The 23,374-nt window shown below is 68.6% G+C and carries 20 protein-coding genes; 12 read left to right on the top strand and 8 right to left on the bottom strand.

What is annotated here, in order from left to right:
- Positions 1 to 11: 11 nt before the first annotated feature.
- A complete protein-coding gene (locus tag JK358_RS23100) occupies positions 12 to 662 on the top strand; it encodes an HD domain-containing protein (protein WP_232851691.1) in 651 nt (216 codons plus the stop codon).
- Between the two features lie 18 nt (positions 663 to 680).
- On the opposite strand, the gene JK358_RS23095 is transcribed toward JK358_RS23100, so the two are convergent.
- Entirely contained in the window at positions 681 to 1,553 is an 873-nt protein-coding gene (locus JK358_RS23095; RefSeq protein WP_201950142.1) for an NAD(P)-dependent oxidoreductase, read from the bottom strand.
- Between the two features lie 113 nt (positions 1,554 to 1,666).
- Between JK358_RS23095 and JK358_RS23090 the strand changes: the two genes are divergently transcribed.
- Positions 1,667 to 2,044, top strand: coding sequence for a PLD nuclease N-terminal domain-containing protein (locus JK358_RS23090; protein WP_201950141.1), 378 nt, complete (start codon positions 1,667 to 1,669; stop codon positions 2,042 to 2,044).
- A 3-nt stretch (positions 2,045 to 2,047) separates the two neighbouring features.
- Here the strand turns inward: JK358_RS23090 and JK358_RS23085 are convergent, their stop codons facing one another.
- Entirely contained in the window at positions 2,048 to 2,722 is a 675-nt protein-coding gene (locus JK358_RS23085; protein ID WP_201950139.1) for a TetR/AcrR family transcriptional regulator, read from the bottom strand.
- Positions 2,723 to 2,824: 102 nt separating this feature from the next.
- On the opposite strand from JK358_RS23085, the gene JK358_RS23080 reads away from it, so the two are divergent.
- Both JK358_RS23080 and JK358_RS23075 read left to right on the top strand, forming a co-directional pair.
- On the top strand, positions 2,825 to 4,252 hold the full coding sequence (locus tag JK358_RS23080; RefSeq protein ID WP_201950137.1) for an MFS transporter: 1,428 nt from the start codon (positions 2,825 to 2,827) through the stop codon (positions 4,250 to 4,252).
- Between the two features lie 213 nt (positions 4,253 to 4,465).
- Complete coding sequence (locus tag JK358_RS23075) at positions 4,466 to 5,041, top strand: TerD family protein (RefSeq protein WP_201950134.1); 576 nt, start codon at positions 4,466 to 4,468, stop codon at positions 5,039 to 5,041.
- A gap of 21 nt (positions 5,042 to 5,062) precedes the next feature.
- Here the strand turns inward: JK358_RS23075 and JK358_RS39415 are convergent, their stop codons facing one another.
- Positions 5,063 to 5,905 carry a CPBP family intramembrane glutamic endopeptidase gene (locus tag JK358_RS39415; RefSeq protein ID WP_201950131.1) on the bottom strand — a complete coding sequence of 281 codons (843 nt, stop codon included), beginning with the start codon at positions 5,903 to 5,905 and terminating at the stop codon, positions 5,063 to 5,065.
- Between the two features lie 68 nt (positions 5,906 to 5,973).
- Complete coding sequence (locus JK358_RS23065) at positions 5,974 to 6,861, bottom strand: LysR substrate-binding domain-containing protein (RefSeq protein ID WP_201950128.1); 888 nt, start codon at positions 6,859 to 6,861, stop codon at positions 5,974 to 5,976.
- Positions 6,862 to 6,952: 91 nt separating this feature from the next.
- Between JK358_RS23065 and mqo the strand changes: the two genes are divergently transcribed.
- The 3 genes from mqo to JK358_RS23050 all read left to right on the top strand — a co-directional run bounded on the left by mqo (position 6,953) and on the right by JK358_RS23050 (position 11,001).
- Positions 6,953 to 8,356: a malate dehydrogenase (quinone) gene (gene mqo, locus JK358_RS23060; protein ID WP_201950126.1), complete on the top strand. Its 1,404-nt coding sequence runs from the start codon at positions 6,953 to 6,955 to the stop codon at positions 8,354 to 8,356.
- A gap of 90 nt (positions 8,357 to 8,446) precedes the next feature.
- Positions 8,447 to 9,736 carry a M20 metallopeptidase family protein gene (locus tag JK358_RS23055; RefSeq protein ID WP_201950124.1) on the top strand — a complete coding sequence of 430 codons (1,290 nt, stop codon included), beginning with the start codon at positions 8,447 to 8,449 and terminating at the stop codon, positions 9,734 to 9,736.
- Between the two features lie 110 nt (positions 9,737 to 9,846).
- Positions 9,847 to 11,001: a S1C family serine protease gene (locus JK358_RS23050; RefSeq protein ID WP_372440704.1), complete on the top strand. Its 1,155-nt coding sequence runs from the start codon at positions 9,847 to 9,849 to the stop codon at positions 10,999 to 11,001.
- A gap of 44 nt (positions 11,002 to 11,045) precedes the next feature.
- Here the strand turns inward: JK358_RS23050 and JK358_RS23045 are convergent, their stop codons facing one another.
- Positions 11,046 to 12,437 (bottom strand): ABC1 kinase family protein, encoded by a 1,392-nt coding sequence (locus JK358_RS23045; RefSeq protein WP_201950122.1) that lies wholly within the window; start codon positions 12,435 to 12,437, stop codon positions 11,046 to 11,048.
- A gap of 200 nt (positions 12,438 to 12,637) precedes the next feature.
- Between JK358_RS23045 and JK358_RS23040 the strand changes: the two genes are divergently transcribed.
- The 3 genes from JK358_RS23040 (at position 12,638) to JK358_RS23030 (ending at position 15,489) form a co-directional block, all read left to right on the top strand.
- On the top strand, positions 12,638 to 13,483 hold the full coding sequence (locus tag JK358_RS23040) for a DMT family transporter (RefSeq protein WP_201950121.1): 846 nt from the start codon (positions 12,638 to 12,640) through the stop codon (positions 13,481 to 13,483).
- A 168-nt stretch (positions 13,484 to 13,651) separates the two neighbouring features.
- Positions 13,652 to 14,812: a glycosyltransferase 87 family protein gene (locus JK358_RS23035; protein WP_201950120.1), complete on the top strand. Its 1,161-nt coding sequence runs from the start codon at positions 13,652 to 13,654 to the stop codon at positions 14,810 to 14,812.
- A 17-nt stretch (positions 14,813 to 14,829) separates the two neighbouring features.
- Positions 14,830 to 15,489, top strand: a complete 660-nt coding sequence (locus tag JK358_RS23030) for a class I SAM-dependent methyltransferase (protein WP_201950115.1) — start codon at positions 14,830 to 14,832, stop codon at positions 15,487 to 15,489.
- Positions 15,490 to 15,514: 25 nt separating this feature from the next.
- On the opposite strand, the gene JK358_RS23025 is transcribed toward JK358_RS23030, so the two are convergent.
- The gene (locus tag JK358_RS23025; protein WP_201950113.1) at positions 15,515 to 15,826 is read right to left on the bottom strand and encodes a hypothetical protein; all 312 of its coding nucleotides are present in this window, start codon (positions 15,824 to 15,826) and stop codon (positions 15,515 to 15,517) included.
- A 119-nt stretch (positions 15,827 to 15,945) separates the two neighbouring features.
- Here JK358_RS23025 and JK358_RS23020 point away from each other — a divergent pair, with 119 nt between their 5' ends.
- Positions 15,946 to 16,395: an HAD domain-containing protein gene (locus tag JK358_RS23020; RefSeq protein WP_201950111.1), complete on the top strand. Its 450-nt coding sequence runs from the start codon at positions 15,946 to 15,948 to the stop codon at positions 16,393 to 16,395.
- Positions 16,396 to 16,613: 218 nt separating this feature from the next.
- On the opposite strand, the gene JK358_RS23015 is transcribed toward JK358_RS23020, so the two are convergent.
- Together JK358_RS23015 and JK358_RS23010 are read right to left on the bottom strand one after the other, a co-directional pair.
- Entirely contained in the window at positions 16,614 to 17,936 is a 1,323-nt protein-coding gene (locus tag JK358_RS23015) for a M1 family metallopeptidase (protein ID WP_201950108.1), read from the bottom strand.
- The gene (locus tag JK358_RS23010; protein ID WP_201950107.1) at positions 17,936 to 21,916 is read right to left on the bottom strand and encodes a Pls/PosA family non-ribosomal peptide synthetase; all 3,981 of its coding nucleotides are present in this window, start codon (positions 21,914 to 21,916) and stop codon (positions 17,936 to 17,938) included. Before JK358_RS23010 ends, JK358_RS23015 begins: the two co-directional genes overlap by 1 nt.
- Before the next feature lie 206 nt (positions 21,917 to 22,122).
- Here JK358_RS23010 and JK358_RS23005 point away from each other — a divergent pair, with 206 nt between their 5' ends.
- A complete protein-coding gene (locus JK358_RS23005; protein ID WP_372440699.1) occupies positions 22,123 to 23,313 on the top strand; it encodes an AI-2E family transporter in 1,191 nt (396 codons plus the stop codon).
- The last annotated feature ends 61 nt before the right edge of the window (positions 23,314 to 23,374 follow it).

Below are 23,374 nucleotides of genomic sequence, written 5' to 3'. Positions count from 1 at the left end.
GGAGATATCTCATGCACCCCTTGGCATTCCCGGATACCCCACTCGCGCTCGCCGCCCAGCGCCTGATCGCCGGCGAACTGGAACCCTCGATCCGCAACCACAGTCTGCGCGGATTCCTGTTCGGCCGCGCCCACGCCGCCGCGCAGGGTCTGCGACCGGGCACGGACTACGACGAGGAGACCATGTTCCTCATCTGCGCCCTGCACGATCTCGGCCTGGCCGAAACCGCCTCCGGCCCACAGCGATTCGAACTGGAAGGCGCGGATGCCGCCGCCGGTTTCCTGGAGGCGCACGGCGTCGCCGATGAGCGCGTGGACATCGTCTGGGATGCGATCGCCGCCCACACCAGCGGCTTCAGCGATTCCCCCGTCTACCGCAGGCGTAGGCCGGCCGCGATCTGGATCGCCGTGTCCGGCATCGGATTCGACGTCGCCGGTGGTCCGGACGACTTCCCCGCGGGCTTCGCCGATCTGGTGCACGACGCCTATCCACGACTGGGCGGCACCCGCGCGCTCACCGCCGTCATCGAACGGCAGGCGACCGCGCACCCGCACAAGGCTCCGCCCGGGAGTCTCGCCGGTGAGATCCTGCGGCTACGCCATCCCGAACTGCTGCCGTTCAGCTGGGATATCGTCGTCGACGGCAGCGGCTGGAAGGACTGAACCCGGCCGGTAGCGGGCTCATTCGCGGAGCAGATCGAGCAATTTGGTTTCGTTCAGGGTGTCGTACCCCGCGGCGACGAGCCGGTGGAAATGCTCGAGTGCGGCGTGGCCGAGCGGGGTGGGCGCATTGACGGCATCGGCCTGTTCGACGCCGATTCGCGTGTCCTTGAGCCGCAGTGCGGCGGTGAAGGTGATGTCGCGATCGTGGACACCGTCGAGCATGAGATTGCCGACACGGATCACGGTGGGGCTGGCGGAGACGCTGCGGGACAGGGCGTCGACGACGGTGGGCAGGTCGAGACCGGCCAGCTCGGCCGTGCGCAGGGCCTCGGCGGTGGCCGCGATCTGGATGGAGCCGAACAGATTCTGGATCAGCTTGTAGGCGGTGCCCGCCCCCACCTCACCGAAGCGAATGATCCTGGTGCACAACGGTTCCAACAGCGGCCGGGCGGCCGCCAGATCATCGTCGCGGGCTCCCAGGAAAAGGGTGAGCGCACCGGCCGCCGCGGCCTCGGGCAGGCCGGTGACAGGGGAGTCCAGATAGCGGAGCCCTTGCGCGGCCGCGTGTTTCGCGAGCTCCAGCACCCAGGGCCGGGACAGGGTCGAGCATTCGACAGCGAAGGCCGCGCGAGCGAAATCGCCTGCCAGGGCGCCGTTGTCGCCGAGCCACACCGCGCGCGAGGCCGCGTCGTCGGCCACCATCGAGACGATGGCCTGGGCGCCGTCGGCCGCGTCGCGGGGTGAACGGGCCGCGATCGCCCCGCCCGCTATCAGGTCGGACGCCTTGTCCGGCGAGCGGTTGTAGACCCGCACCTCGTGTCCGGCGCCCAGCAGTCGCGCGGCCATACCGGACCCCATTCGCCCCAGTCCGAGGAATGCAATCGTCGACACCCGCGCGACCCTACTCGTGCGAGGCAGGGATCGCCCGCTCCCGGCACCCCTTGCTAGAATTTCCCGTCGGCCCAGTTCAGGGCCCGTGGGGGACAGTCGAGGAGAATCCACCGATGCAGTACGCCGTCGTCGCACTGATCACGCTCGGCCTGTGGGTCTACTGCCTGATCGACATCATCACCAGCCCCGAAGGGGGCATCCGGCATCTGCCGAAGGTGGGCTGGCTGGTGGTCGTGATTCTGCTCCCAACCGTCGGCGCACTGCTGTGGCTGTTCCTCGGCCGCCCGGTGCACGAGGCGCGTCCGCGCTCGAACTCGACGTTCTCCGAATACGACCGGCCCGGCCGCTACGTCCCGCAGGACCCCGCCGCCGACGAAGAATTCCTGCGTGGGCTGCGCGAACGCGCCGAACAGCAGCGGGCGGAAGCACGTCGCCAGGAAACCGCCCGTCAGCAGGAAGAGGAACGCCGCCGCAATCAGGGCGACGCGTAACCGTCAGCGGGATTCCGGGGTGAGTGGCGCCTGGTAGATGGCCACGGTGGCGTCGATGAGGTTGGCGCCGAAGGCCTGCCAGGTGGGGTGCGGGGTGGGGGAGCCCTCGGCGAGCGTGCGTTCGTATTCGGCGCATCCGTGCACGAGCAGCAGGCGACCGAAATCCCTTCGCTGTGAGCGGATTTCGGGTGGCAGCGTGGGGAAGCAGGCGTCCCAGGATTCGAGGGTGCGCTGCAGGGCGGGTGAGGTGAGGGCCTCGGTGTAGAGGATGGGCCGCAGGGTGGGGTCGGTCATGACCTGGGCGCAGAAGCGGGCGTAGTAGCTGGGGTTGCCGAGGGTGGCGAGATGGTCGGTGGTGGGGCGGATCAGGCAGGTGACCCAGTCGCGGATGGCCGTGGAGCCCGCGTATTCGGTGAGCAGGCGTTCGCGGTCGGCCTCGACGAAGGCGTTGTGCTTGCGGACGATCGCGCGCACCAGATCGGCCTTGGTGCCGAAGTGGTAGCCGACAGCCGCGTTGTTGCCCTGCCCGGCCGCTTCGCTCACCTGCCGGTTGGAGATGGCGAAGACGCCCTGTTCGGCGAAGAGTTGTTCGGCCGCGGTCAGGATGGCTTCGCGGGTGCTGGTGGCCCGGTCGGGGCGGGGTGCCCGGGTGCTGGAGGTCGCTGTTTTGCCGCTCATGGTTGAGGAACATCGTACAGATTTCGGCATGTCGGACGGCCGCACCTCCACTGTTCTAAAGCAGTTGACTGAATTCAATCAGTCGCTTTAATGTACTCGACCATGTCCACAGTCACCACCGAAACCGGGGTTTCCACGCCGCCGCGCAGCAGTACCGTGATCGTCGGCGTGCTGGCCGCGGCCGGAATCGTGGTCTCGCTCATGCAGACCCTCGTCATCCCCCTGATCCCGCAACTGCCGCACCTGCTCGGCGCCTCGGCGGCCGACGCCTCGTGGGCGATCACCGCGACCCTGCTGGCCGGTGCCGTCGCCACGCCGGTGGCCGGACGGCTCGGCGATATGTACGGCAAACGCCGCATGCTGCTGGTGAGCCTGGTGCTGCTGGTCGCCGGATCGACCCTGTGCGCGGTGAGCGACAGTCTGGTGCCGATGGTGTGCGGGCGTGCCCTGCAGGGGATGGCCGCGGGCGTGATCCCGTTGGGTATCAGCATCATGCGCGACGAACTCCCGGTCGAACGGCTGGCGGCGGCAACCGCGCTGATGAGCGCGTCCCTCGGCGTCGGCGGCGCGCTGGGGCTGCCCGCGGCCGCGTTCCTGGCCGAGCACACCGACTGGCATGTGCTGTTCTGGACGTCGGCGGCGCTGGGCGCGGTGGTCACTGTTCTGGTGGTGGCCCTGGTACCGGAATCCGCGCAGCGCACCGGTGGTCGCTTCGACGCCCTTGGCGCACTGCTGCTTTCGGCGGCGCTGATCTGCCTGCTGCTCGCGGTGTCCAAGGGCGCGAGCTGGGGATGGGGGAGCGCGCTCACCCTCGGCCTGTTCGCCGCGGCCGCCGTCGCACTGCCGGTATGGGGCCGCTGGGAGCTGAAAGTGGCCGAGCCCCTGGTGGATCTGCGCACCACCCTGCGAAAGCAGGTGCTGCTCACCAATATCGCGTCGGCGGTCTTCGGATTCGCCATGTTCGCCCAGTCCCTGGTGATTCCGCAGGTGCTGCAGCTGCCCGAGGCGACGGGCTATGGCCTGGGCCGCTCCATGATGAGCGTCGGCCTGGTGATGGCGCCCTCCGGTCTGGTCATGATGATCGCCGCCCCGTTCTCGGCCCGCATCTCCGCCGCCCGCGGCCCGCGCGTCGCACTGCTGATCGGTGCGCTGGTGGTGGCGGCAGGCTACGGCCTGGGGCTCGAATTGATGTCCAGCATCTGGGGTCTGGTGCTCATGTCGTGCGTCATCGGTGCGGGCATTGGCCTGGCCTACGGTGCGATCCCGGCCCTGATCATGTCCGCCGTACCGGTGACCGAGACCGCCGCCGCCAATGCCCTCAACACCCTCATGCGCGCCATCGGCACCTCGGTGGCCAGCGCGGTGGCGGGCGTGATCCTGGCCCAGCTCACCATGACGCTCGGCCCTGTCGAACTGCCCGCGCAGAACGCCTTCCGCATCGTCATGGTGCTGGCGGCGGGCGCGGCCCTGGCCGCCGGTGTGCTGGCCGCGCTGATCCCGAAGAAAGCGAGTGCGGCCCAGCACAACTGAAACCGGATCCGGCAGGTCGCACACTGCGGGTTCCGGCGGGCGTGCGGCTGTCGGTCTCCGGAACCGGTGGGCGCCCGCACCACCCTCGAGCGTGCTGGGCTGCGCGAATAGCGCACTCCAGCACACCGGTTGGTCCGACCTGGCAGACTGCTTGGTGGAATACCGGGGGCGGAGCACAGCCGTCGGAATGATGATCACAAAGGAGAGAGATCTATGGGTGTCAGTCTGACCAAGGGCGGCAACGTCTCGCTGACGAAGGCGGCTCCCGGTCTGACCGCGGTGGCGGTCGGCCTGGGCTGGGATCTGCGCACCACCACCGGCGCCGACTTCGACCTGGACGCCAGCGCCATCGCGCTGGGCGGCGACAAGAAGGTCGTCTCGGATGCGCACTTCGTGTTCTTCAACAACAAGAAGTCCCCGGAGGGCTCCATCGAGCACGCCGGCGACAACCGCACCGGCGAGGGTGAGGGCGACGACGAGGTCATCAATGTCGACCTGGCCGCCACCCCGCCCACCATCGAGTCCATCATCTTCCCGGTCTCGGTGTACGACGCCGACACCCGTGGCCAGAGCTTCGGCCAGGTCCGCAACGCCTACATCCGGGTTGTCGACCGCGCCAACGGCACCGAGCTCGCCCGCTACGACCTGTCCGAGGACGCCTCCACCGAGACCGCCATGGTCTTCGGCGAGCTGTACCGCAACGGCGCGGAGTGGAAGTTCCGTGCCATCGGCCAGGGCTACGCCTCGGGCCTGACGGGTATCGCTCGCGACTTCGGCGTCAACGTCTAGTAATTCGCGACATCCGGTGCGCTACCGGGTGGACTCGGCCGCGGCGGCAGCCCGGCCGAGCCGCCCGGTGGCCACCAGCCACACCGCCACCGCCGCGATCGGCGCACCCAGCAGGGCGGTGACCATGGTGTCGCCCACCCGCTCAGCCATCAACTCGCCGATCAGCAGCGAAAGCACCATATTGTTGCCCGCGTGCGCCAGGCTCGCGGTCCAGATACTGCCGCTGCGCAGATACAGCCACGCCAGGATCACCTCCTGGCCCAGGAACGAGACGGTCCAGATGGCCAGTCCCACAGCGGTATTGCCGAAGTGCACGTAGCCGACGAACGCCAGCGGGAAGTGCCACACCGCCCAGATGAGGCCGGTGGCTACGACGGAGGCGAGCGGACGTCCCGGAAACAGCCGCGGCCGTAGATAACTCGTCCAGCCGAACTCCTCGCCCCAGTAGATCGGCATCAGCACGATCACCGCGATCAGCAGGACGGGCAGCAGCCCCAGGGCCGGCACTCCCCAGTCCACGTGCCACACACCCGCGGCCACCGCCACCGCGAAACTGGCCGCGGTCAGGCCGACCGGACCCAGCCAGGCCGCCGCGAACCACCGTCGATTCTCCCGGAACCGCAGCGCCGACCCGGAATCCGCGAACCCCTCCCCGGTCACCCACCGCCGGACGACCACCGCCGCCATCGCGGGCGCCATCCCCATCGGCAACTGGACAATCGGATTCACCACCGAGAACCCCAGCCACACCACGGCACACAGCAACCACGCCCAGGACACCCCGAACGCGATCATCAAGAATGCCGTCACCCCCACCGGATTCGCCACCGCGACCGGACGTTCCCGTACCTGTTCATCGACCACCCCCCGATTCCACCGTCCCGCGCCACAGCGGGTCACCAGTGCGAACTCCCGAACCGGGGTGCGGCCAGCTACACCCTTGTCGCGATGAACTCGTGCAGGCGAGACACCGCGGGCGTCGGGCGGTGGTTGCCGGTGGCGAGCCCGATCTCGCGGGAACGCCCGGTGCGCAGGGGAATTCGGCGCAGCTGAGGGTGTGGTGTCTCGGGTTCGGGCAGTAGTGCGATGCCGAGGCCGTGCGCCACGAGGGCGCGGAGGGTGTCGAACTCGGTGATCTCGAAAACCACCTCCGGAACGTAACCGGCCTCGGCGCACCAGGAATCGAGCAGACGGCGCAGGTGATAGCTGGGCGGATTCGCGATGAACGACTCGCCCGCCAGCTCCGTGAGGTCCACCGCATCACGCGCGGCGAGGGGATGCGCGGGGGCGGCATAGAGGTGAATCGCCTGGCGGCCCAGCACAATCGACGGTAGATCGGCGGGCGGCGGTATCATGACCGCCAGGTCCAGTCGACCGTCTCGCACCATATCTGCCAGCGCCTCACCGTGCGCCTGCACCAGGTGCAGCCGGATGCGGGGCGCGGCGGCATGGAAGTCGGCCAGCAGCGCCGGAATGCTGACCGGGCCGAGGGTGAGCGGGAAACCGAACCGCACCAGCCCACTGTCGGGGTCGGCATTGCTGCGCACCACGCTCACGGCGTCATCGAGCGCCCGGACCAGATCACGGGTCCGGCCGAACAGTTCCCGGCCCGCGGGCGTGAGCGCGATGCCCCGCCCGACCGGTTGAAACAACTGCACCCCAACCGTTTTCTCCACCGCCTTCAATCGGCGGCTCAGTGACGACTGCGGCACACCCAGCCGCTGCGCGGCCCGTGTGATGTGCCCCGCATCGGCGGCCGCGTCGAATGCGGCCAGCAGTGGTGCGAGCGCCTCCACCTGGGCCGAGGGCGAATCATCCATATCTGGATGATAATCCGCCGGAACTGCTAGTAGACGGATGAGTTCATCCGGCGTGACGATGACCTCGACACCACACCGGGGAGGCATCAGCATGGCGAATCATTCCGCACGGATCACGAAAGCCGATGACGCACAGCAGATTATCGATACCGTCCTGATCGGCGGCGGCATCATGTCGGCCACGCTCGGGGCCATGCTGGCCAGACTGCGGCCGGATCGGTCGATGGTGCTGTTCGAGCGGCTCGGGGATATCGCGCAGGAGAGTTCGAACCCGTGGAACAATGCGGGAACCGGGCATTCGGGCCTGTGCGAACTGAACTACATGCCCGATCCCGACGACCCGGCCAAGGCGGTACAGGTCGCCGAGATGTTCCAGCTGTCCCGCCGGTTCTGGGCGGAGCTCGTGGAGGCGGGGGATAGCGCGGACTCGGCGACTGTCGTCAATCCGACGCCGCACATGGATGTGGTCTTCGGTGAACGTGACGTCGCCTACCTACGCCGCAGGTTCGAAACCTTGTGCGCGCTACCGTTGTTCGCGGATATGCGATACACCGAGGATCCCGCGGTCATCGCCGAATGGGCTCCGTTGGTCATGGCGGGCCGCGCACCCGGTGAGCCCATGGCGGCGACCCGCTACGAGGGCGGCACCGATATCGACTTCGGGGCGCTGACCCGCGCGCTGGCCGCCACCATGTGCGCCGCCGGGGCACGGATCCGGCTCGGCCGGGAGGTGACCGGACTGCGCCGCGACACCGACGGGATCTGGACGGTGACCGGGCGGGACCGGAACACCGACGCGCGGTTCACGGTCCGGGCTCGATTCGTCTTCGTCGGCGCGGGCGGGTACGCGTTGAAACTGTTGCAGCGGGCCGGAATTCCCGAGGTGCGCGGTTATGCGGTGTTTCCGTTCGGCGCGCAGTTCCTGCGGACCGCCGATCCGGAACTGGTGGCGCGGCACGACGCGAAGATCTACGGCCAGGCCGCACTCGGCGCACCGCCGATGTCGGTGCCGCACTTGGACAAACGTGTCGTCGGTGGAGAGGAATCGTTGCTGTTCGGCCCCTACGCCACTTTCAGCACGAGACTGTTGAAGCACGGCCGCCGCATCGACCTGTTCACCACGCTGCGCCGGCGCAATCTGGTGGTCCTGCTCGCCGCGGCCGTCCAGAATCTCGGACTCGTCGGCTATCTGATCGGGCAGCTGCTCGCCACGCGCACCCGCAAATTCGCTGCGCTGCAACGGTTCTACCCGGGTGCGGATCCAGCCGACTGGGAGCTGATCCAAGCCGGTCAGCGGGCGCAGCTGGTGATACCGGATCCCCGGCGAGTCGGGGTGCTGACCTTCGGAACGGAACTGGTCACCGGCGCGGACGGCACCATCGCGGGACTGCTGGGCGCGTCACCGGGCGCGTCCACCGCACCCGCGATCATGCTCGAACTGCTGGAACGCTGCTTTCCCGAGCTCAGCGAGCAGGCCGCAGCGTGGTCGCGGTGAGCAGGCGACCTAGGGGCTACCGTGGCAGAGGTGTGAGCATTCATCCTCGCGAGGTCATGCGCCAAGGTAACCCATGGAATGGAGTTCCTGATGAGCACCGATGCGATCTACGGCGAACTGGATTCCCGCGCGCAGCAGGTGGCCGACCAGGTGGTGGCCTGGCGGCGGCATCTGCACCAGCATCCCGAACTGTCGAATCGGGAATCGAACACCGCGACACTCGTCGCCGACCATCTCACCGACCTGAAACTGGACGAGGTGCGGACCGGGATCGCCGGGCACGGCGTGGTGGGGGTGCTGAAGGGCGGTCGCCCCGGCGACCGGATCATCGCGTTGCGGGCGGACACCGACGCCCTGCCCGTGCCGGATCTGTGCGGCGTGCCATTCGCCTCGCAGGTGGTGGACGAGGACTATCCCGGCGGCCCGTTCCCGGTCTCGCACGCCTGCGGGCACGACGCCCACACCGCGATGCTCATGGGCGCGGCCACCGTGCTCGCGGGAGCGCGTGAAGAACTGCCCGGCACAGTGCTTTTCGTGTTCCAGCCCGCCGAGGAGGGCCCGCCGGTGGACGAGCGGGGCGGCGCGAGCGCGATGCTCGCGGAGAACGCGCTCGAGAATCCCGCGCCGAGTATGGTCTTCGGATTCCATGTGGTGCCACTTCCCAAGGGCTGCATCGGGTATCGCGTCGGCAACCAGTTCGGCGCGTCCTGCCTGGTGAAGATCGTGATCACCGGTCAGCAGGTGCACGGCTCCACCCCGTGGATGGGCATCGACCCCATGCCCGCGGCGGGCGCGATCCTGACCGGCATCGGCCAGATCTACCGGCAGCTCAATGCTTTCGACCCGGTCACCGTCACCATCGGGCATGTGCAGGACGTGGGCCGGTTCAACATCATCGGGCAGCAGGTGACGCTGTGGGGCACCATCCGCTGCACCGTCGAAACCGATATGGCGCAGGTGCAGCAGCGGTTGGCGACCCTGGCCACGCATACCGCGCAGGCCTACAACTGTGCGGCGGCCGTCGACTATCTGCAGGATGTGCCCGCCGTCCGCAATCTCCAGGAGTGGATGGATCCCGCGTTGCCGACCTTCCGCCGGGTCGCGGGGGCCGAGCGGGTGCTGCCGATTCCACCCACCCTCGGATATGACGACGTCTCGGAGTTCGTCAACAGGTACGGCGGACTGTATGTGACCCTCGGCGTGCAGGACGTCCAACTGGATCTCGTCGCCGGCGTGCCTGTTCCCACCCCGGGCGGGCGTGGCATGTTCATGAACCACAATCCGCACTTCTACGTCGACGACGACACGCTGGTCACGGGTGTGCGGCTGCACGCGCACGTCGCGCACGACCATCTCGCGGGGCTGATCGTCCCGACGTAGCCTTGCCGAGCTATCAGCAAAAGCCGTGGGCGGGCATCAGCAACTTCTCAGCAGACTCGGCTTGTCTGGTCAACATGACTCAGCAGCCGCAGCGAGGTGAGCAGACGCAGATGCCCGGAAACGGGTCCGGACCCGAGCCGCGCAGGCCGCGTTTCGACCGCAAGGGCCTGCGATGGGTGGCCGGGGCGAGCGGTGTGGCCCTCGCCATCGGCATCGCCTCCATAGGATTCGAGCTCGGCGCGGTGAACGCGGCGGCGGCGACTGCCGTCGGCGGGGAGCACCAGCAATCCTCGGCCACCACAGCCACCGCGAAACCCGCCGACTTCCAGGATATTTCGCTCGCCGCCCAGCAGGCCGCGCCGGGACTGGTGGATATCAACGCCGATCTGGGGCTGCAGGGCGCGGGATCCGCGGGCACCGGCATCGTGCTGACCTCGGATGGCAAGGTGCTCACCAACAATCACGTGGTGGAGGGTGCGACCGACCTGTCCGTCACCGATATCGGCACCGGGCAGACCTACCGGGCCACCGTGCTCGGCTACGACCGGTCCGAGGATGTGGCGCTGCTGCAGCTGTCCGGGGCCTCCGACCTACCCACCGCCAAGATCGGGAACTCCGGATCGGTGGCCGTGGGTGACCGGGTGGCCGGAATCGGCAATGCCGGTGGCGTGGGCGGCGCGCCGAGTGTCTCGCCCGGCCGGGTCACGGCGCTGAACCAGGACATCACCGCCAGTGACGACGCGGCGGGCAGTGCCGAACAGCTGCACGGACTCGTCCAGGTGGCCGCGAACATCCGGCCCGGTGATTCCGGCGGCGCGCTCATCGACACCGCCGGTGAGGTCATCGGCATGGATACCGCCGCATCGACGGGCTACCGCTTCCAGGGCCTGGGTTCGGGCGGCGGCGTCGGATTCGCCATCCCGATCCAGCAGGCGCTGAGCATCGCGCACGATATCGAGACCGGGCAAGCCTCCGGCACCGTGCACATCGGGCCCACCGCGCTGCTCGGCGCGGCCGTCAGCGATGGACAGGGCGCGGGGGCCGTGGTGCGGCAGGTGGTGGCGGGCACGCCCGCCGAACAGCTGGGCCTCGCGCCGGGCGATGTCATCACCACGGTGAACGGGCGCGGCATCGATTCGCCGACCGCGCTGACCGCCGCGATGGATACCTCCCACCCCGGTGATCCGGTGACCGTGCAGTGGACCGACGCGTACGGGCAGACGCGTCAGGGCCGGGCGTCGCTGATCGCCGGACCGGTGGGATAGGCGTGTCGCGCCCGGACAAACCCCGGGCCGGGCGCGACACCCGCTCAGTGCGGATCGGCCGCAGGTGGCCGCCCGCGCAGCCAATCACGGTGCGCCAGACCGAGTTCGGTGACCGGCTCGGCACCGTACAGCCATTCCCGGGTCATCGTGTTCCAGTTCGCGGTGGCCCGCAGTTGCCCCAGGACACCGCAGGTCCAGAACCCGACGCGGCGCGAGAACAGATGCTCCGGCGGCAGATTCTGGCGACGCATACCGGCGGATTCCGGCTGGCGCGGGTCGATGGCGTGCAACAGCGCGCCCGAGGCCAATTCCGGTGTGATCGTGAGTTTCTCGTCGACCAGCATCCACTCGGCCGCGGACAGGATGTAGTCGTAGCACTCCTCGGGCGTCACCGCCGCCGGATACTGGATGATGCCGCGGTCGATCATGAGCTCGTACAGATCCTGGCTGCGATCCTCGGCGGCGGCGCGCAGGCAGGTGGCTTCGAAGGTGATGTGCTCCTGCGCCATTCGCTTGAACAAGCCGAAATCGAGGAACACCACCTTGCCGTCGTCACGCAGCAGGATATTGCCGGGATGCGGGTCGCCGCAGAACTCGGCGAGCTCGAAACACGAACCCACGTAGAAGCGGTAGATGATCTCGCCGATGCGGTCGCGTTCGATATCGGGGAGGGCGCGCACGGCGTCGAAATCGATACCGGGGGAGAACTCGGTGACCAGCACCCGGCGGCTGCTGTGCTCCGGAAAAGCCTGCGGCACAGTGATGAACGGGTGATCGGCGTACACGGCGGCCACATGCTGCTGGGTGCGCGCCTCGACGGCGTAATCGAGTTCGTTCTCGAAGCTGTTGCGGAACTCGTCGAAGACGGCGGGGGTGAAACCGGGCAGCGCCTGCTGAATCATGATGCGCAGCAGGCCGAGATTGCGCAGATCGGCGCGCACCGCCAGATCCACGCCCGGGTACTGCACCTTGACCGCCACCTCGGTGCCGTCGAAAAGCCTTGCGCGATAGACCTGCCCGATGGAGGCGGCGGCCAGGGGCTCCGGATCGAAGTCCGCGAACAGCTCGGCCAGCGGTGCGCCGCGATCCTCCTCGATCACCCGGCGCATATCCTCGAACGCCACCGTGGGGGCATGGTCGAACAGCACCGACAGTCGCTGCTGGAAGGCGTCGCGATGGCGGGGCGGCACCAGTTCCATATCGAGCAGGGAGAGCAACTGGCCCAGTTTCATGGCCAGGCCCTTCATCTCGCCCAGCACGCGCACCAGTTGATCGGCCATGCGCAGCACCGATTCGTCGGCGAGGCGGGCGCGGGCCTCGGCGGAGCGGCCGATCATGAACAGTTTGGTGCGGCGCTTGCGCACGGCCTGACCGGCGACCACCGCACCGAGTTTCGAACCTCGCGCCAGCCGTGAGGTCGAGACCGGCTTGGCCATGCCGGATCCCCCTTTCCTCGAGTCGATGAACCGCGATGAGACGTAACGGGTCCGGCGCGCACTCGTCGCGCGATCTCCGAGCAACATCATCGCACCTTTTCCGGATGTGAATCGGTGGATCGCAGCAGGTCAGATGACCGGTCCGGCGTGCCGTGCGGATGGTGCGCGGGAGCCCGGCGAGTCTGCGGCAGACTGAGCGGATGCCCAATCTTCCGCTGGCGGCCGTGGCGTGCGCCTTCCTCGGCGCGATGCTGTTCGCGGTGTCCGCGGTGGCGCAGCAGCGGGCCGCCTCGGAGGTACCCGAGGGTGAGGCGCTGCTCGCGCAACTGGTGCGCAATCCGCGGTGGTGGGCCGGAATCATCGGCGACGCTGGAGGTTTCGGTTTCCAGGTGGCCGCACTGGCGCTGGGTTCGGTGCTGGTGGTGCAGCCGATTCTGGTGAGCTCCTTGGTTTTCGCGCTTCCCCTGGCCGCGCGGTACAGCGGGCGGGCGGTGACGCGGCGCATGTGGGGTCAGGCGGCCGCGCTGTCGGTGGCGCTCGCGGTGTTCCTGGTGGTCGGCGATCCGACCGAGGGGGTGGCCGACGCGTCCTGGCGAGAATGGCTGGGGCCCATGGGTTTTCTGCTCGGTGCGGTCGTGGTCGCCGTGGTGGTCGCGTTCGGCGTCCGCCAGGCGGCGTTGCGGGCGCTGCTGCTGGGCACCGCGGCCGGGCTGCTGTTCGGCATCTCGGCGGCGTTGACCGAGCATGTGACGCAGCTGTTCGAACACGACGCGGGTGCGGCGTTGCGCGGTTGGCAGACCTATGGATTGGTCGTGACCGGGGTGCTGGGGTTGTATCTGCAGCAGCGGGCGTATCAGGCGGGTGCGCTGTCGGCGTCGCTGCCCGCGTTCACCGTCGCCGAGCCTTTGGGCGCGGCATTTCTGGGGATGACGGTACTGGACGAGCGGTTGCGCAGCGGGCCGGTGGGGACGGCGGTGGTGGTGCTGGCCGTGAGTGTGATGGTGGTCGCGGCCGTGCGGCTGTCGAGGGCTCAGGCACAGATCTAGCGATATCGCACCTGGTGGTTACCGGATGTACCCGACATCACAGGCTTTCTGGAACTATGGGATAAAATTCCTTACGTAGGGTAACCAGTTGTGGTGGTTGCGCGATCGTTGGAGGTTTCCCGTTCTCGGCCAACGCTCGTCGCACTCGCTGTCGGTGCGGTGGTCGCGGTGGCCCTGCTGTTCACGACCGTCGATCCCTGGCTGGACAGGGCCGGAATCCTGGTCGGCGGACTGGACGCGCACATCTACCGCGACGGGGCCGAACGAGCGCTGCACGGCGAACCGCTCTATACGACACCGACTTTGCGCGGACTGCTCTACACCTATACGCCGTTCTCGGCGCTGGCGTTCATCCCGGTGGCGGTGGTGCCGTGGACGTATCTGAGCCCGCTCTGGCTCGCGGTGAACATGCTCGCCCTGTTCACGGCAATTCTGCTGTGCTGGAAGATCCTCGGCTACCGGCCGAGCACCTGGCTCACGGGAATCTCGGCGCTGCTGGCGTTTTCGTGCGTCTTCCTGGAGCCGGTGCGCACCACGTTCTACTACGGGCAGATCAATCTGATGCTGATGGTGCTCGTCCTGTGGGACTTCTCCCGCGCCGAGGACAGCCGATTACGCGGGATCGGCACCGGGCTGGCGGCTGGAATCAAGCTGGTACCAGGCTATTTCATCGTGCAGTACCTGGTGCTGCGGCAGTGGCGGACCGCTCTGACCGCGGCGGCGACCTTCGCCGCCACGATCGTCGTCGCCTGGATCATCCTCCCTGCGGATTCGCGGCAGTATTGGCTGTCGACCTTCCTGAAATCCGATCGCATCGCACCCGACACCCACCCGTCCAACCAGTCACTGCGCGGCACCCTCGCGCACCTGAGCGACGGTGCCGCGCCCACCTGGCTGTGGCTGCTGATCGCGGGAACCGTTGCGGGCGTGAGCCTCACCCTGGTGGCGGCCCTGGAACGCCACGGTGATCGACTCTTCGCCGTCACCCTCGCGGGCCTGACCGCCTGCGCGGTGTCCCCGTTCTCGTGGAGTCATCACTGGGTGTGGTTCGTGCCCCTGCTGGTGCTGCTCGTGCACAAGGCGCAGACCCGGCCGAGCTGGTGGATCGCCGCCGTCGCCCTCTACGCGGCCTCGGCGGCCTGGCCGTACCGCTGGGACGACACCTATGTCTCCATCGGCCTCTTCCTCTACCCGCCGTGGTGGACCATCGGCCCGATCCTGATGAACGACTACCTCATCGTCTACGGATTCGTGCTGCTGGCGGCCGCATGGACGGTGGCCGCGCCACGCATCCGCCGTGGCAAGGCCCTTGACCTCAACCTGGGTTGAGCCCCCACCCTGGAGTCATGACACGACCGGCAGAATTCTGGGATTCCGTATACGACGACGACACCGCCCCCTGGGTGATCGGCGCTCCCCAACCCGCCATTGTCGAGCTCGAACGCGCCGGCTGGATCCGTGGCCGCGTCCTCGACCCCGGTTGCGGCGCAGGCGAACACACGATCCTGCTCACCCGCCTCGGCTACAGCGTGCACGGCATCGACCACTCACCCCGCGCCATCGACCAAGCTCGCGCCAACGCGGCGGCCCAGGGTGTTCCCGCCGCCCGCCTCGACGTGGCTGATGCCCTGGACCTGGCTGCGTCCCCCGCCCTCGCCGACTACCCCGACGGCTTCGACACGATCATCGACAGCGCCCTCTTCCACGTCTTCGGCGAGGCTCCCGATGCTCGCGCCGCCTACGTCCGCAGTCTGCACGCCGTCGCCAAACCCGGTGCGACCCTGCACCTGCTGGCCCTCTCCGATCGCGAACCCGGCATCGGCCCGCGGATCAGCGACACCCTGATCCGCGAATCCTTCACCGACGGTTGGCAATTGGAGGAACTGCTGCCCACCAGGTACCGCGGCCGCGTCACCGCACCGGTCGCGGAAGCCGCCGCCTACCTCGAACAGCACGACGGCCGCGTGGACGTCGCCGCCTGGCTCGCCCGTTTCCGCCGCCTCTGAGCGGCGGGCACGAGGCGAGACCGGCCTACAGGCCCAGCGCCTCCTGGCATCCTGCGATATACGGATCGGCGCCGAGCGGCTGCGCCTCCTTCGCGCGGGGCTTCTTTATGTTCTGCTGGTTGACGTAGGCCACGCACCCGCCGGCCTGCTGGACTTCGGGGCCGACCGTGGCCGCGTTCTCGGTGAGCCACTCGACATACGCCCCGTACGTCATGGTGAGAGCCCCATCGGGGGACCTCAAAATCACCGTGTCCGGGGCGTACGCGCGCGCCTCCGCGGTTCCGGCTCCGACGGCGGCGGCGAGTGCGATGAACGCTCCAGCGATGACCAGTTTCATGAAGTGGCTTTCCTTTCGATGTCGAGAGTCGCGCACTCCCCTCGGCGCGACGGGACCAAAGCTAACAGACCCCTGTGACACCTTCTGCGGCAACGATTCCGACCCGATATCGTGCGCCGATGACCCCTTCCACCCTCCGCCCACTCCTGTTCCTCGACGTCGACGGCCCCCTGCTCCCCTTCGGCGGCCCGAACGCGAAAACCGTTGATCCGCACCTGGGTCCGCTGCTCCGCGCACTGCCCTGCGAACTGGTGTGGGCCACGACATGGATGGACGAGGCGAATCTCCACCTGACGCCGATCCTGGGCCTGCCCACCCTGCCCGTCATGCAGTGGCCGGATACACCGGACGACGGCATCGACGCGTGGTTCGGATTGCACTGGAAGACACGAGCTTTGGTCGATCGGGCGGCGGGTGGCGCGTTCGTCTGGGTCGACGACGAGATCCGGGACAGTGATCGGGAGTGGGTCGCGGCGAACCACGGCGGCCGGGCGCTGCTGCACCGGGTCGATCCGCGCATCGGGTTGCGGGTGGCGGACTTCGAGGTGATCAGGGCGTGGCTGGGGTGAGGGTGGGAGGATCCCCGGCATGTTGGATGATCTTGCTCGGCGGGGTGAAGCGTTGGTTGCTGCGGTGGCGGAGGGGGATCGGCGGGGGCGGCGGATTTTCTGATGGAGGGCGCGGAGCTGGGGGATATCGCGGTGCAGCCGTGGGTACGGTTGTTCCGGGGGTTGCGGCGGACTCTCGATGAGGTCCGAGACGCTCCGCGCCCGGCTGCTCGGACGGGTCAGTCGAGTGCGGGGAGCGGCTTGCTGTGCAGCCACGCGATCCACAGGTCGCGCAGCGGGGTCTCGCTGTAATTCGCCGCGAGCGCGGTGAAGTCGTCGGTGGTCACCGAGGAATGGCGGTGCAGCGTGGTCCACGCGCGCAGGAGGTCGAAGAACGGCCGGTCGCCCAGCCGCAGTCGCAGGGCGTGCAGGGTCAGCGCACCGCGCTTGTACAGGCGGTCGTCGAACATGTGGGTCGGACCCGGGTCCGCGATGATCAGATCCTGGGGCAGCCGCGACAGGTTGTGCCGGGCCGCGCGCGCCTGATGGTCGGCTGTGGACCCGCCCGAGGCTTCGGACCAGAGCCATTCGGCGTAACAGGCGAAACCTTCGTGCAGCCAGATATCGCGCCACTGGCGGATGGTGAGGCTGTTGCCGAACCACTGGTGAGCCAGTTCGTGGGCTACCAGTCGTTCGGAGCTGCGGTCGCCGTCGCAGTGGTTCGCGCCGAAGGTGGAGAGGCCCTGGGCCTCGATGGGTATCTCGAGGTCGTCGTCGGTGACCACGACGGTGTACGCCTCGAACGGGTAGGGGCCGAACTTCTCGATGAACAGGGCCATCATGTCGGGCTGCCGGGCGAAATCATGATCGAAGTCGGCGCGCAGGCGACTCGGGAGGACGGCGTGCATGGGGACCATGCCGCGCGGGGCCTCGAGACGGTGTTTGCGGTAGGGGCCGATCTGGATGGTGGCCAGGTAGGTGGACATGGGTTCGGGCTGCTCGTAGACCCAGGTGGTCTGACTGGCCTTGGTCTGCTTGTGGGTCAGGGTGCCGTTGGCCAGGGCGTAGAACGGCGAGTCGGTGGTGATCGAAATGCGGTAGCTGGCTTTGGAACTCGGATGATCGTCGCAGGGGAACCAGGACGCCGCGCCATTGGGCTGACTGGCGACCAGCGCGCCCTCGGTGAGCTCTTCCCAGCCGACCTCACCCCACGGGCCGCGCACCGGCTTGGGGACGCCCGCGTAGTGCACGGCCACGACGAGCGCACCACCGGCGGGGATCTTCTGCGGCGGCGTGATCACCAATTTGCCGCGCTGGTGCACATATTTCGCGGCCTTCGCGCCATTGACGAACACCTTGGAGACACCGAGTGCCTGCGAGAGGTCGAAGGCGAAGCGGTCCCGGCTGCCCAGCGACACCGCGGTGATCTCGGCGCGGCCCGCCAGCCTGTTGCTGGAGACGCGGTACGCGAGCTCGAGGTCGTAGCGCGATACCCGATAGCCGCGATTCCCGTTCTGCGGCAGGTAATCATCGATGGGAGCGTCTTCGAACGGGTTCACCATCAGCGCTCCTCCTTCGTATCACCCGGCCACGGTGCGATCGGGTTACCCCACCAGCGGGTGGACGGCGGCACCGAATCACCGCGCATGACAAGCGAAGCCGGTCCGACCGTGGCTCCCGCGCCCAGGCTCGACGCCGGCAGGGCCACGCAGTGCGGGCCGAGAGTGGCTCCCGCGCCGAGGGTTACGGTGTCCATCGCCATGATCCGGTCGTGGAAGAGATGGGTCTGCACCACACACCCCCGCTCCACGGTCGCACCATCACCGAGAGTCACCAGGTCGGCCTCCGGCAGCCAATAGGACTCGCACCATACCCCGCGCCCGATCGTCGCGCCGAGTCCGCGCAACCACACATTGAGTACGGCGGTTCCGGTGGCCGCCCGTGCGAACCACGGTGCCGCCACATGTTCCACGAAGGTGTCGGCCACCTCGTTGCGCCACACGAACGAACTCCACAGCGGATGCTCCTCGGCCCGGATACGGCCCACCAGCAGCCATTTCGCCATCACCGAGGACGCGCCCGCCACCGCGCCCGCCACCATCAGCACCAGACCGCTGAGCAGTGCGGCGGGCAGATGCCCCAGCTCACGGGCCAGCCACGCCAGCGCGAACAACACCCCGAGCCCGATGGCGAAGGTCACCAGCACCGGGATCAACCGGCAGGTCTCCACGACGGCGCGGGCGATGCGCAACCGCGGCGGTGGATCGAATGTGCGTGCGGTATCGGCGGATTCGGCCGCCCGTCGCAGGCGCACCGGCGGACTGCCCAGCCACGACGACCCCGCCTTGGCCTTCGACGGCGCGGCCGAGAGCACCGCCACCAGACCGTTCTTCGGCACCCGGCGACCGGGCGCGGTCATCCCCGAATTGCCCAGGAACGCACGCTTTCCCACCTTCGCCTCACCGATGCGCAGCCAGCCGCCGCCGAGTTCGTAACTGGCGATCATGGTGTCGTCGGCGAGGAACGCGCCGTCGGCGACCGTGGTGAACTTCGGCAGCAGCAGCACCGTGGACGCCTCCACCCGCTTGCCCACCTTCGCGCCCAGCAGGCGCAGCCAGATCGGTGTCAGCAGACTGGCATACAGCGGGAACAGGAAGGTGCGCGCGGAATCCAGCAGCCGTTCGGTGGACCACGCCTGCCAGCCGACCCGGCTGCGCACCGGGTGATAACCCTCGGTGAGGCCGATGCTGAACAGCCGCACGGCGAGCACCGTCACCACCGCGTAGACGCCCAGGCTGAGCAGCATCGCCACCGGCAGGATCGCGAAGGCTCGCCCGAAAGCCGCACCGAGCGTGGCGGTATCGCGAATCCACCAGGCGATGAACGCGCCGCCCGCGCCGAGTCCGAGGATCGGCACGGCGGCCAGCACCATCGAGGTGATGCCGAAGATCGCCACCCAGTGCGTGGCCCGCGCGGGCGTGTGATCGGGCCAGCGATGCTGCGCCTTACCGACTTTCACCGCCGGGGAGCCCGCCCACTCCTGTTCGCCCTTGACCTTGCCGGATACCGAGGAACCGGGCGCGATCTCGGCGTTCTTGCCGATCCTGGTGCCGGGCAGCAGGATCGAGCGCGCGCCGACGACCGCGCCGGGGCCGATGCTGATCGGGCCGATGTGCACCAGGTCGCCGTCGATCCAGTAGCCGGACAGATCGACCTCGGGTTCCACACTGCAGCCGTCGCCGAGCACGAGCATGCCCGTCACCGGCGGCAGGGTGTGCAGGTCGACGCCCTTGCCGATGCGCGCGCCCAGCGCCCGTGCGAACGGGACCATCCACGGTGCGCCGGACAGGTTTTCGGCGCCACTGGCCTCGGAGAGCCGCACGGCGGTCCACAACCGCAGATGGACGAGACCGCCGCGCGGGTAGCTGCCCGCCTCGACGCCGCGCAGCAGTACCCGGGAACCGATGATGCACAGCGCCATGCGGCCCGGTGGCGAGATGAACAGCAGGAAGGCGATGAGCGCCCACCACCACGACAGATGCGGCAGCCAGGGCAGCGACCCCGACCAGGCGGCGATATTGCCGACGATGGCCAGCCAGGTCAGCCACTGCAGGCCGGTGAGTGTGGTCAGTGGAATCGTGGCCAGCACCTGGAACAGCTGGGCGCTGCGCGGAACCGGCTGTACGACGCGCTCCCGCACGGCGACCGTGGGCGCGCTCGCGTCGATCATCTCGGCCAGCGCGCCGAGCCGGGGATGGTCGTAGAGGTCGGCGACGGTGATGCGCGGGTTGCGTTCGCGCAGCGCGGTCACCAGTTGCGCGGCGGCCAGCGAACCGCCGCCCAGATCGAAGAAGTCGGCCTTCGGATCGTTGACCTCGGCCCCGAGGATCGAATCCCAGAGGCCCGCCACCCACTGCTCGGTGGCGGTGAGACCGGCTTCGGCCTCCGCCGCACCGGCTTTGGGCAGCGGCCAGGGCAGCGCGTCGCGATCGACCTTGCCGGAGGTGCGGGTCGGCAGTTCGGCGACGACGGCCAGGCGGGGGACCAGCGGAGCCGGAAGTTCCTCCCCGAGAATGGCTCTGGCCTTGGCGAGGTCGTAGTCGGCATCCGGTCCGGTCAGGTAGCCGACGAGAATCTTGTTGCCCGCCTTGGTGCTTCGAATCGCGGCGGCAGCCCCGGTCACCCCGGGCAGGTGCTGGAGCGCATTGTCGATCTCACCGAGTTCGATCCGGCGGCCACCGAGTTTGATCTGATCGTCGGCCCGCCCGAGGAACACCAGCCCGGCGCTGTCGTTGCGCACCAGATCGCCACTGCGATAGGCCCTTTCCCAGCCGACGGACGGCAGCGGGGCGTACTTCTCGGCATCCTTGGCCGGATCCAGATACCGGGCCAGCCCGACGCCGCCGATTACCAGTTCCCCGGATTCGCCCTCGCCCACCGGATTTCCGGCGGCGTCGATCACCGTGAGATCCCAGCCGTCCAGCGGCAGGCCGATCCGCACCGGGAACGACCCGTGCAACAGCGCGGCACATGCCACCACGGTGGCCTCGGTCGGCCCGTAGGTATTCCACACCTCGCGTTCGGAATCCGCGCCGCCCGCCAGGCGCTCGGCCAATTCCGGCGGCACCGCCTCCCCGCCGAAGATGAGCAGCCGCACCGAATCCAGCGCCTCGGCGGGCCAGGTCGCCGCCAGCGTCGGCACCGTGGACACGACGCTGATCTCCCGCCGCACCAGCCACGGCCCCAGATCCGCGCCCGTCCGCACCAGTGCGCGCGGCGCGGGCACCAGGCAGGCCCCGTTCCGCCACGCCAGCCACATCTCCTCGCACGAGGCGTCGAAGGCCACCGACAACCCCGCCAGCACCCGATCGCCCGGCCCGATGGGGTCGCGCTGCAGGAACAGCCGCGCCTCCGCGTCCACGAACGCGGCCGCGTTGCGATGGGTCACCGCAACGCCTTTCGGCGTCCCCGTGGAACCGGAGGTGAAGATGATCCACGCGTCGTCGGCGGTGGCGGGACGCGCTGCGGCCGGACCCGACTCCTGCCGCGCCGCGGCGGCGGCCGTGCCTGCTTCGGTTGCCGGATCGCCGTATCCGGGTGTGGTGACCGTACTTTCGTCATCCCCGGTCGCGGTGCCCGGACGGATTCCGTCACCGGTGACGATCGCGCTGACGCGGGCTTCGCCGAAGACGAGGCGGGCGCGCTCGTCGGGGTCGTCGGCGTCGACGGGGACGTAGGCCGCACCGGCGTGCAGGACGGCGAGGATGGTCACGTAGAGGGCGCGGGTGCCCGAGGGCATGCGCACGCCGACGCGGTCGCCGGGGCGGACGCCCGCTGCGGCCAGTCTGCCGACTTCGTGGTCGATTTCGGCGAGCAGTTCGGCGTAGGTGAGCACCGCCTCGCCGTCGTCGATGGCGGGCGCGTCCGGATATGCCGAGGCGGTCGCGGCCAGAATGTCGACCAGGGTGCGCGCGGGCGGCGCGAATTCCGCCCGCAGCATCAGGTTCCGTGCCACCGCGGTATCGGCCTGCGGCTGCGACATCACGTCCTACCCACCTCTCAGAAAAAGCTGCCCAGCGGTTCGACGTCCGTTGTTTCACAAAAGGGTTACCGGTCGGCAAACTCAGGCGGACCAACTGTTCACGTTACCGTCGGCACTGGTCGGCGGCGGTCCCCGGGCATCCGGTGTCGTCGCCCGGAACGCCCGGATCCCGGGATCAGAGGCGTGATCGTGCCAGACTGTGGGGCGTGAGCGAGCCCCAGAACGAACCCACCACCGAGCCGAAGGCCGACCCCGACCGCGGGAAGGCCACGCCCGACTCGCCGAAACCCGATCGCGGCACGGTGATCGGGAACGGAATCCTGTGGCTCGCAAAGTGGTCCATCGCGATAGTCGCCATCGCGGCCGGCGCGTGGGTGCTCGGATTCCTCATGGCCAAGCTATGGGTGGCGATCCTGCCCATGGCGCTGGCGCTGGTGGTCGCGACGGTGCTGTGGCCGCCCACCCGCTGGCTGCGCGAACACGGATTCCCGCCCGGCGCGGCGGCCGCCACCACCACGGTCGGCCTGATCGGCGTGCTCGCCGGTGTGATCGCACTCATCGTCCCATCGGTGGTGGATCAGGCCCCCGATCTGGCCGACCAGTCCACCGAGGGCATCAACCGGGTGCGCGACTGGCTGCAGGGCCCGCCGCTGAACATCCGTCAGGAGCAACTGGATTCGGCGGTCGACGCGCTCGTGCAGCGGCTGCAATCGAGCGCCGAGCGCATCGCCACCGGCGTGTTCAGCGGCGTCAGCACCGCGACCTCCGGCATCGTGACCCTGTTCCTGGTGCTCATGCTGGCCTTCTTCTTCGTCAAGGACGGGCCGAAGCTGCTGCCCTGGCTGCACACGCTCATCGGCAGCCGCGGCGGCGGCCATGTCGAGGAGGTGCTGAACCGGGTCTGGATCACCCTCGGCGGCTTCATCCGCACGCAGGCCCTGGTCAGCCTGATCGACGCGTTCTTCATCGGCATCGGCCTGGTGGTGCTCGACATTCCGCTCGCGGCGGTGCTGACCGTGCTCACCTTCCTCGGCGGCTTCGTGCCGATCGTCGGCGCGTTCGTGGCCGGCGCGCTGGCCGTGCTGGTGGCGCTGGTGTCGAAGGGTGTGACGACCGCGCTCATCGTGCTGGCCATCATCCTCATCGTGCAGCAGCTGGAAGGCAATGTGCTGCAACCGGTTCTGCAGAGCCGCAGTATGCAGATGCACGCCGTGGTGGTGCTGCTGGCCATCACCGTGGGCGGTTCGCTGTACGGCATCGTCGGCGCGTTCCTCGCCGTGCCGGTGGCGGCCATGGCCACGGTGATCCTGCGCTATCTCAGCGAGCAGATCGACGCCGCGACGGGACCGCTGCCCGAGCCCGCGGTGCCACCCGCGGACGAGGACAATATTCCGTAACTGAGCGTTCGCCAGACCTTCCGAATTCGGACATCCCCAGGTCGAAAGCCCTTCGGCCGCC

The sequence above is a fragment of the Nocardia acididurans genome, assembly GCF_016741815.1.
Classification (GTDB): domain Bacteria; phylum Actinomycetota; class Actinomycetes; order Mycobacteriales; family Mycobacteriaceae; genus Nocardia; species Nocardia acididurans.
Note: the sequence above shows the minus strand (reverse complement) of the source record. Positions and strands in the feature narration are given on the sequence as shown.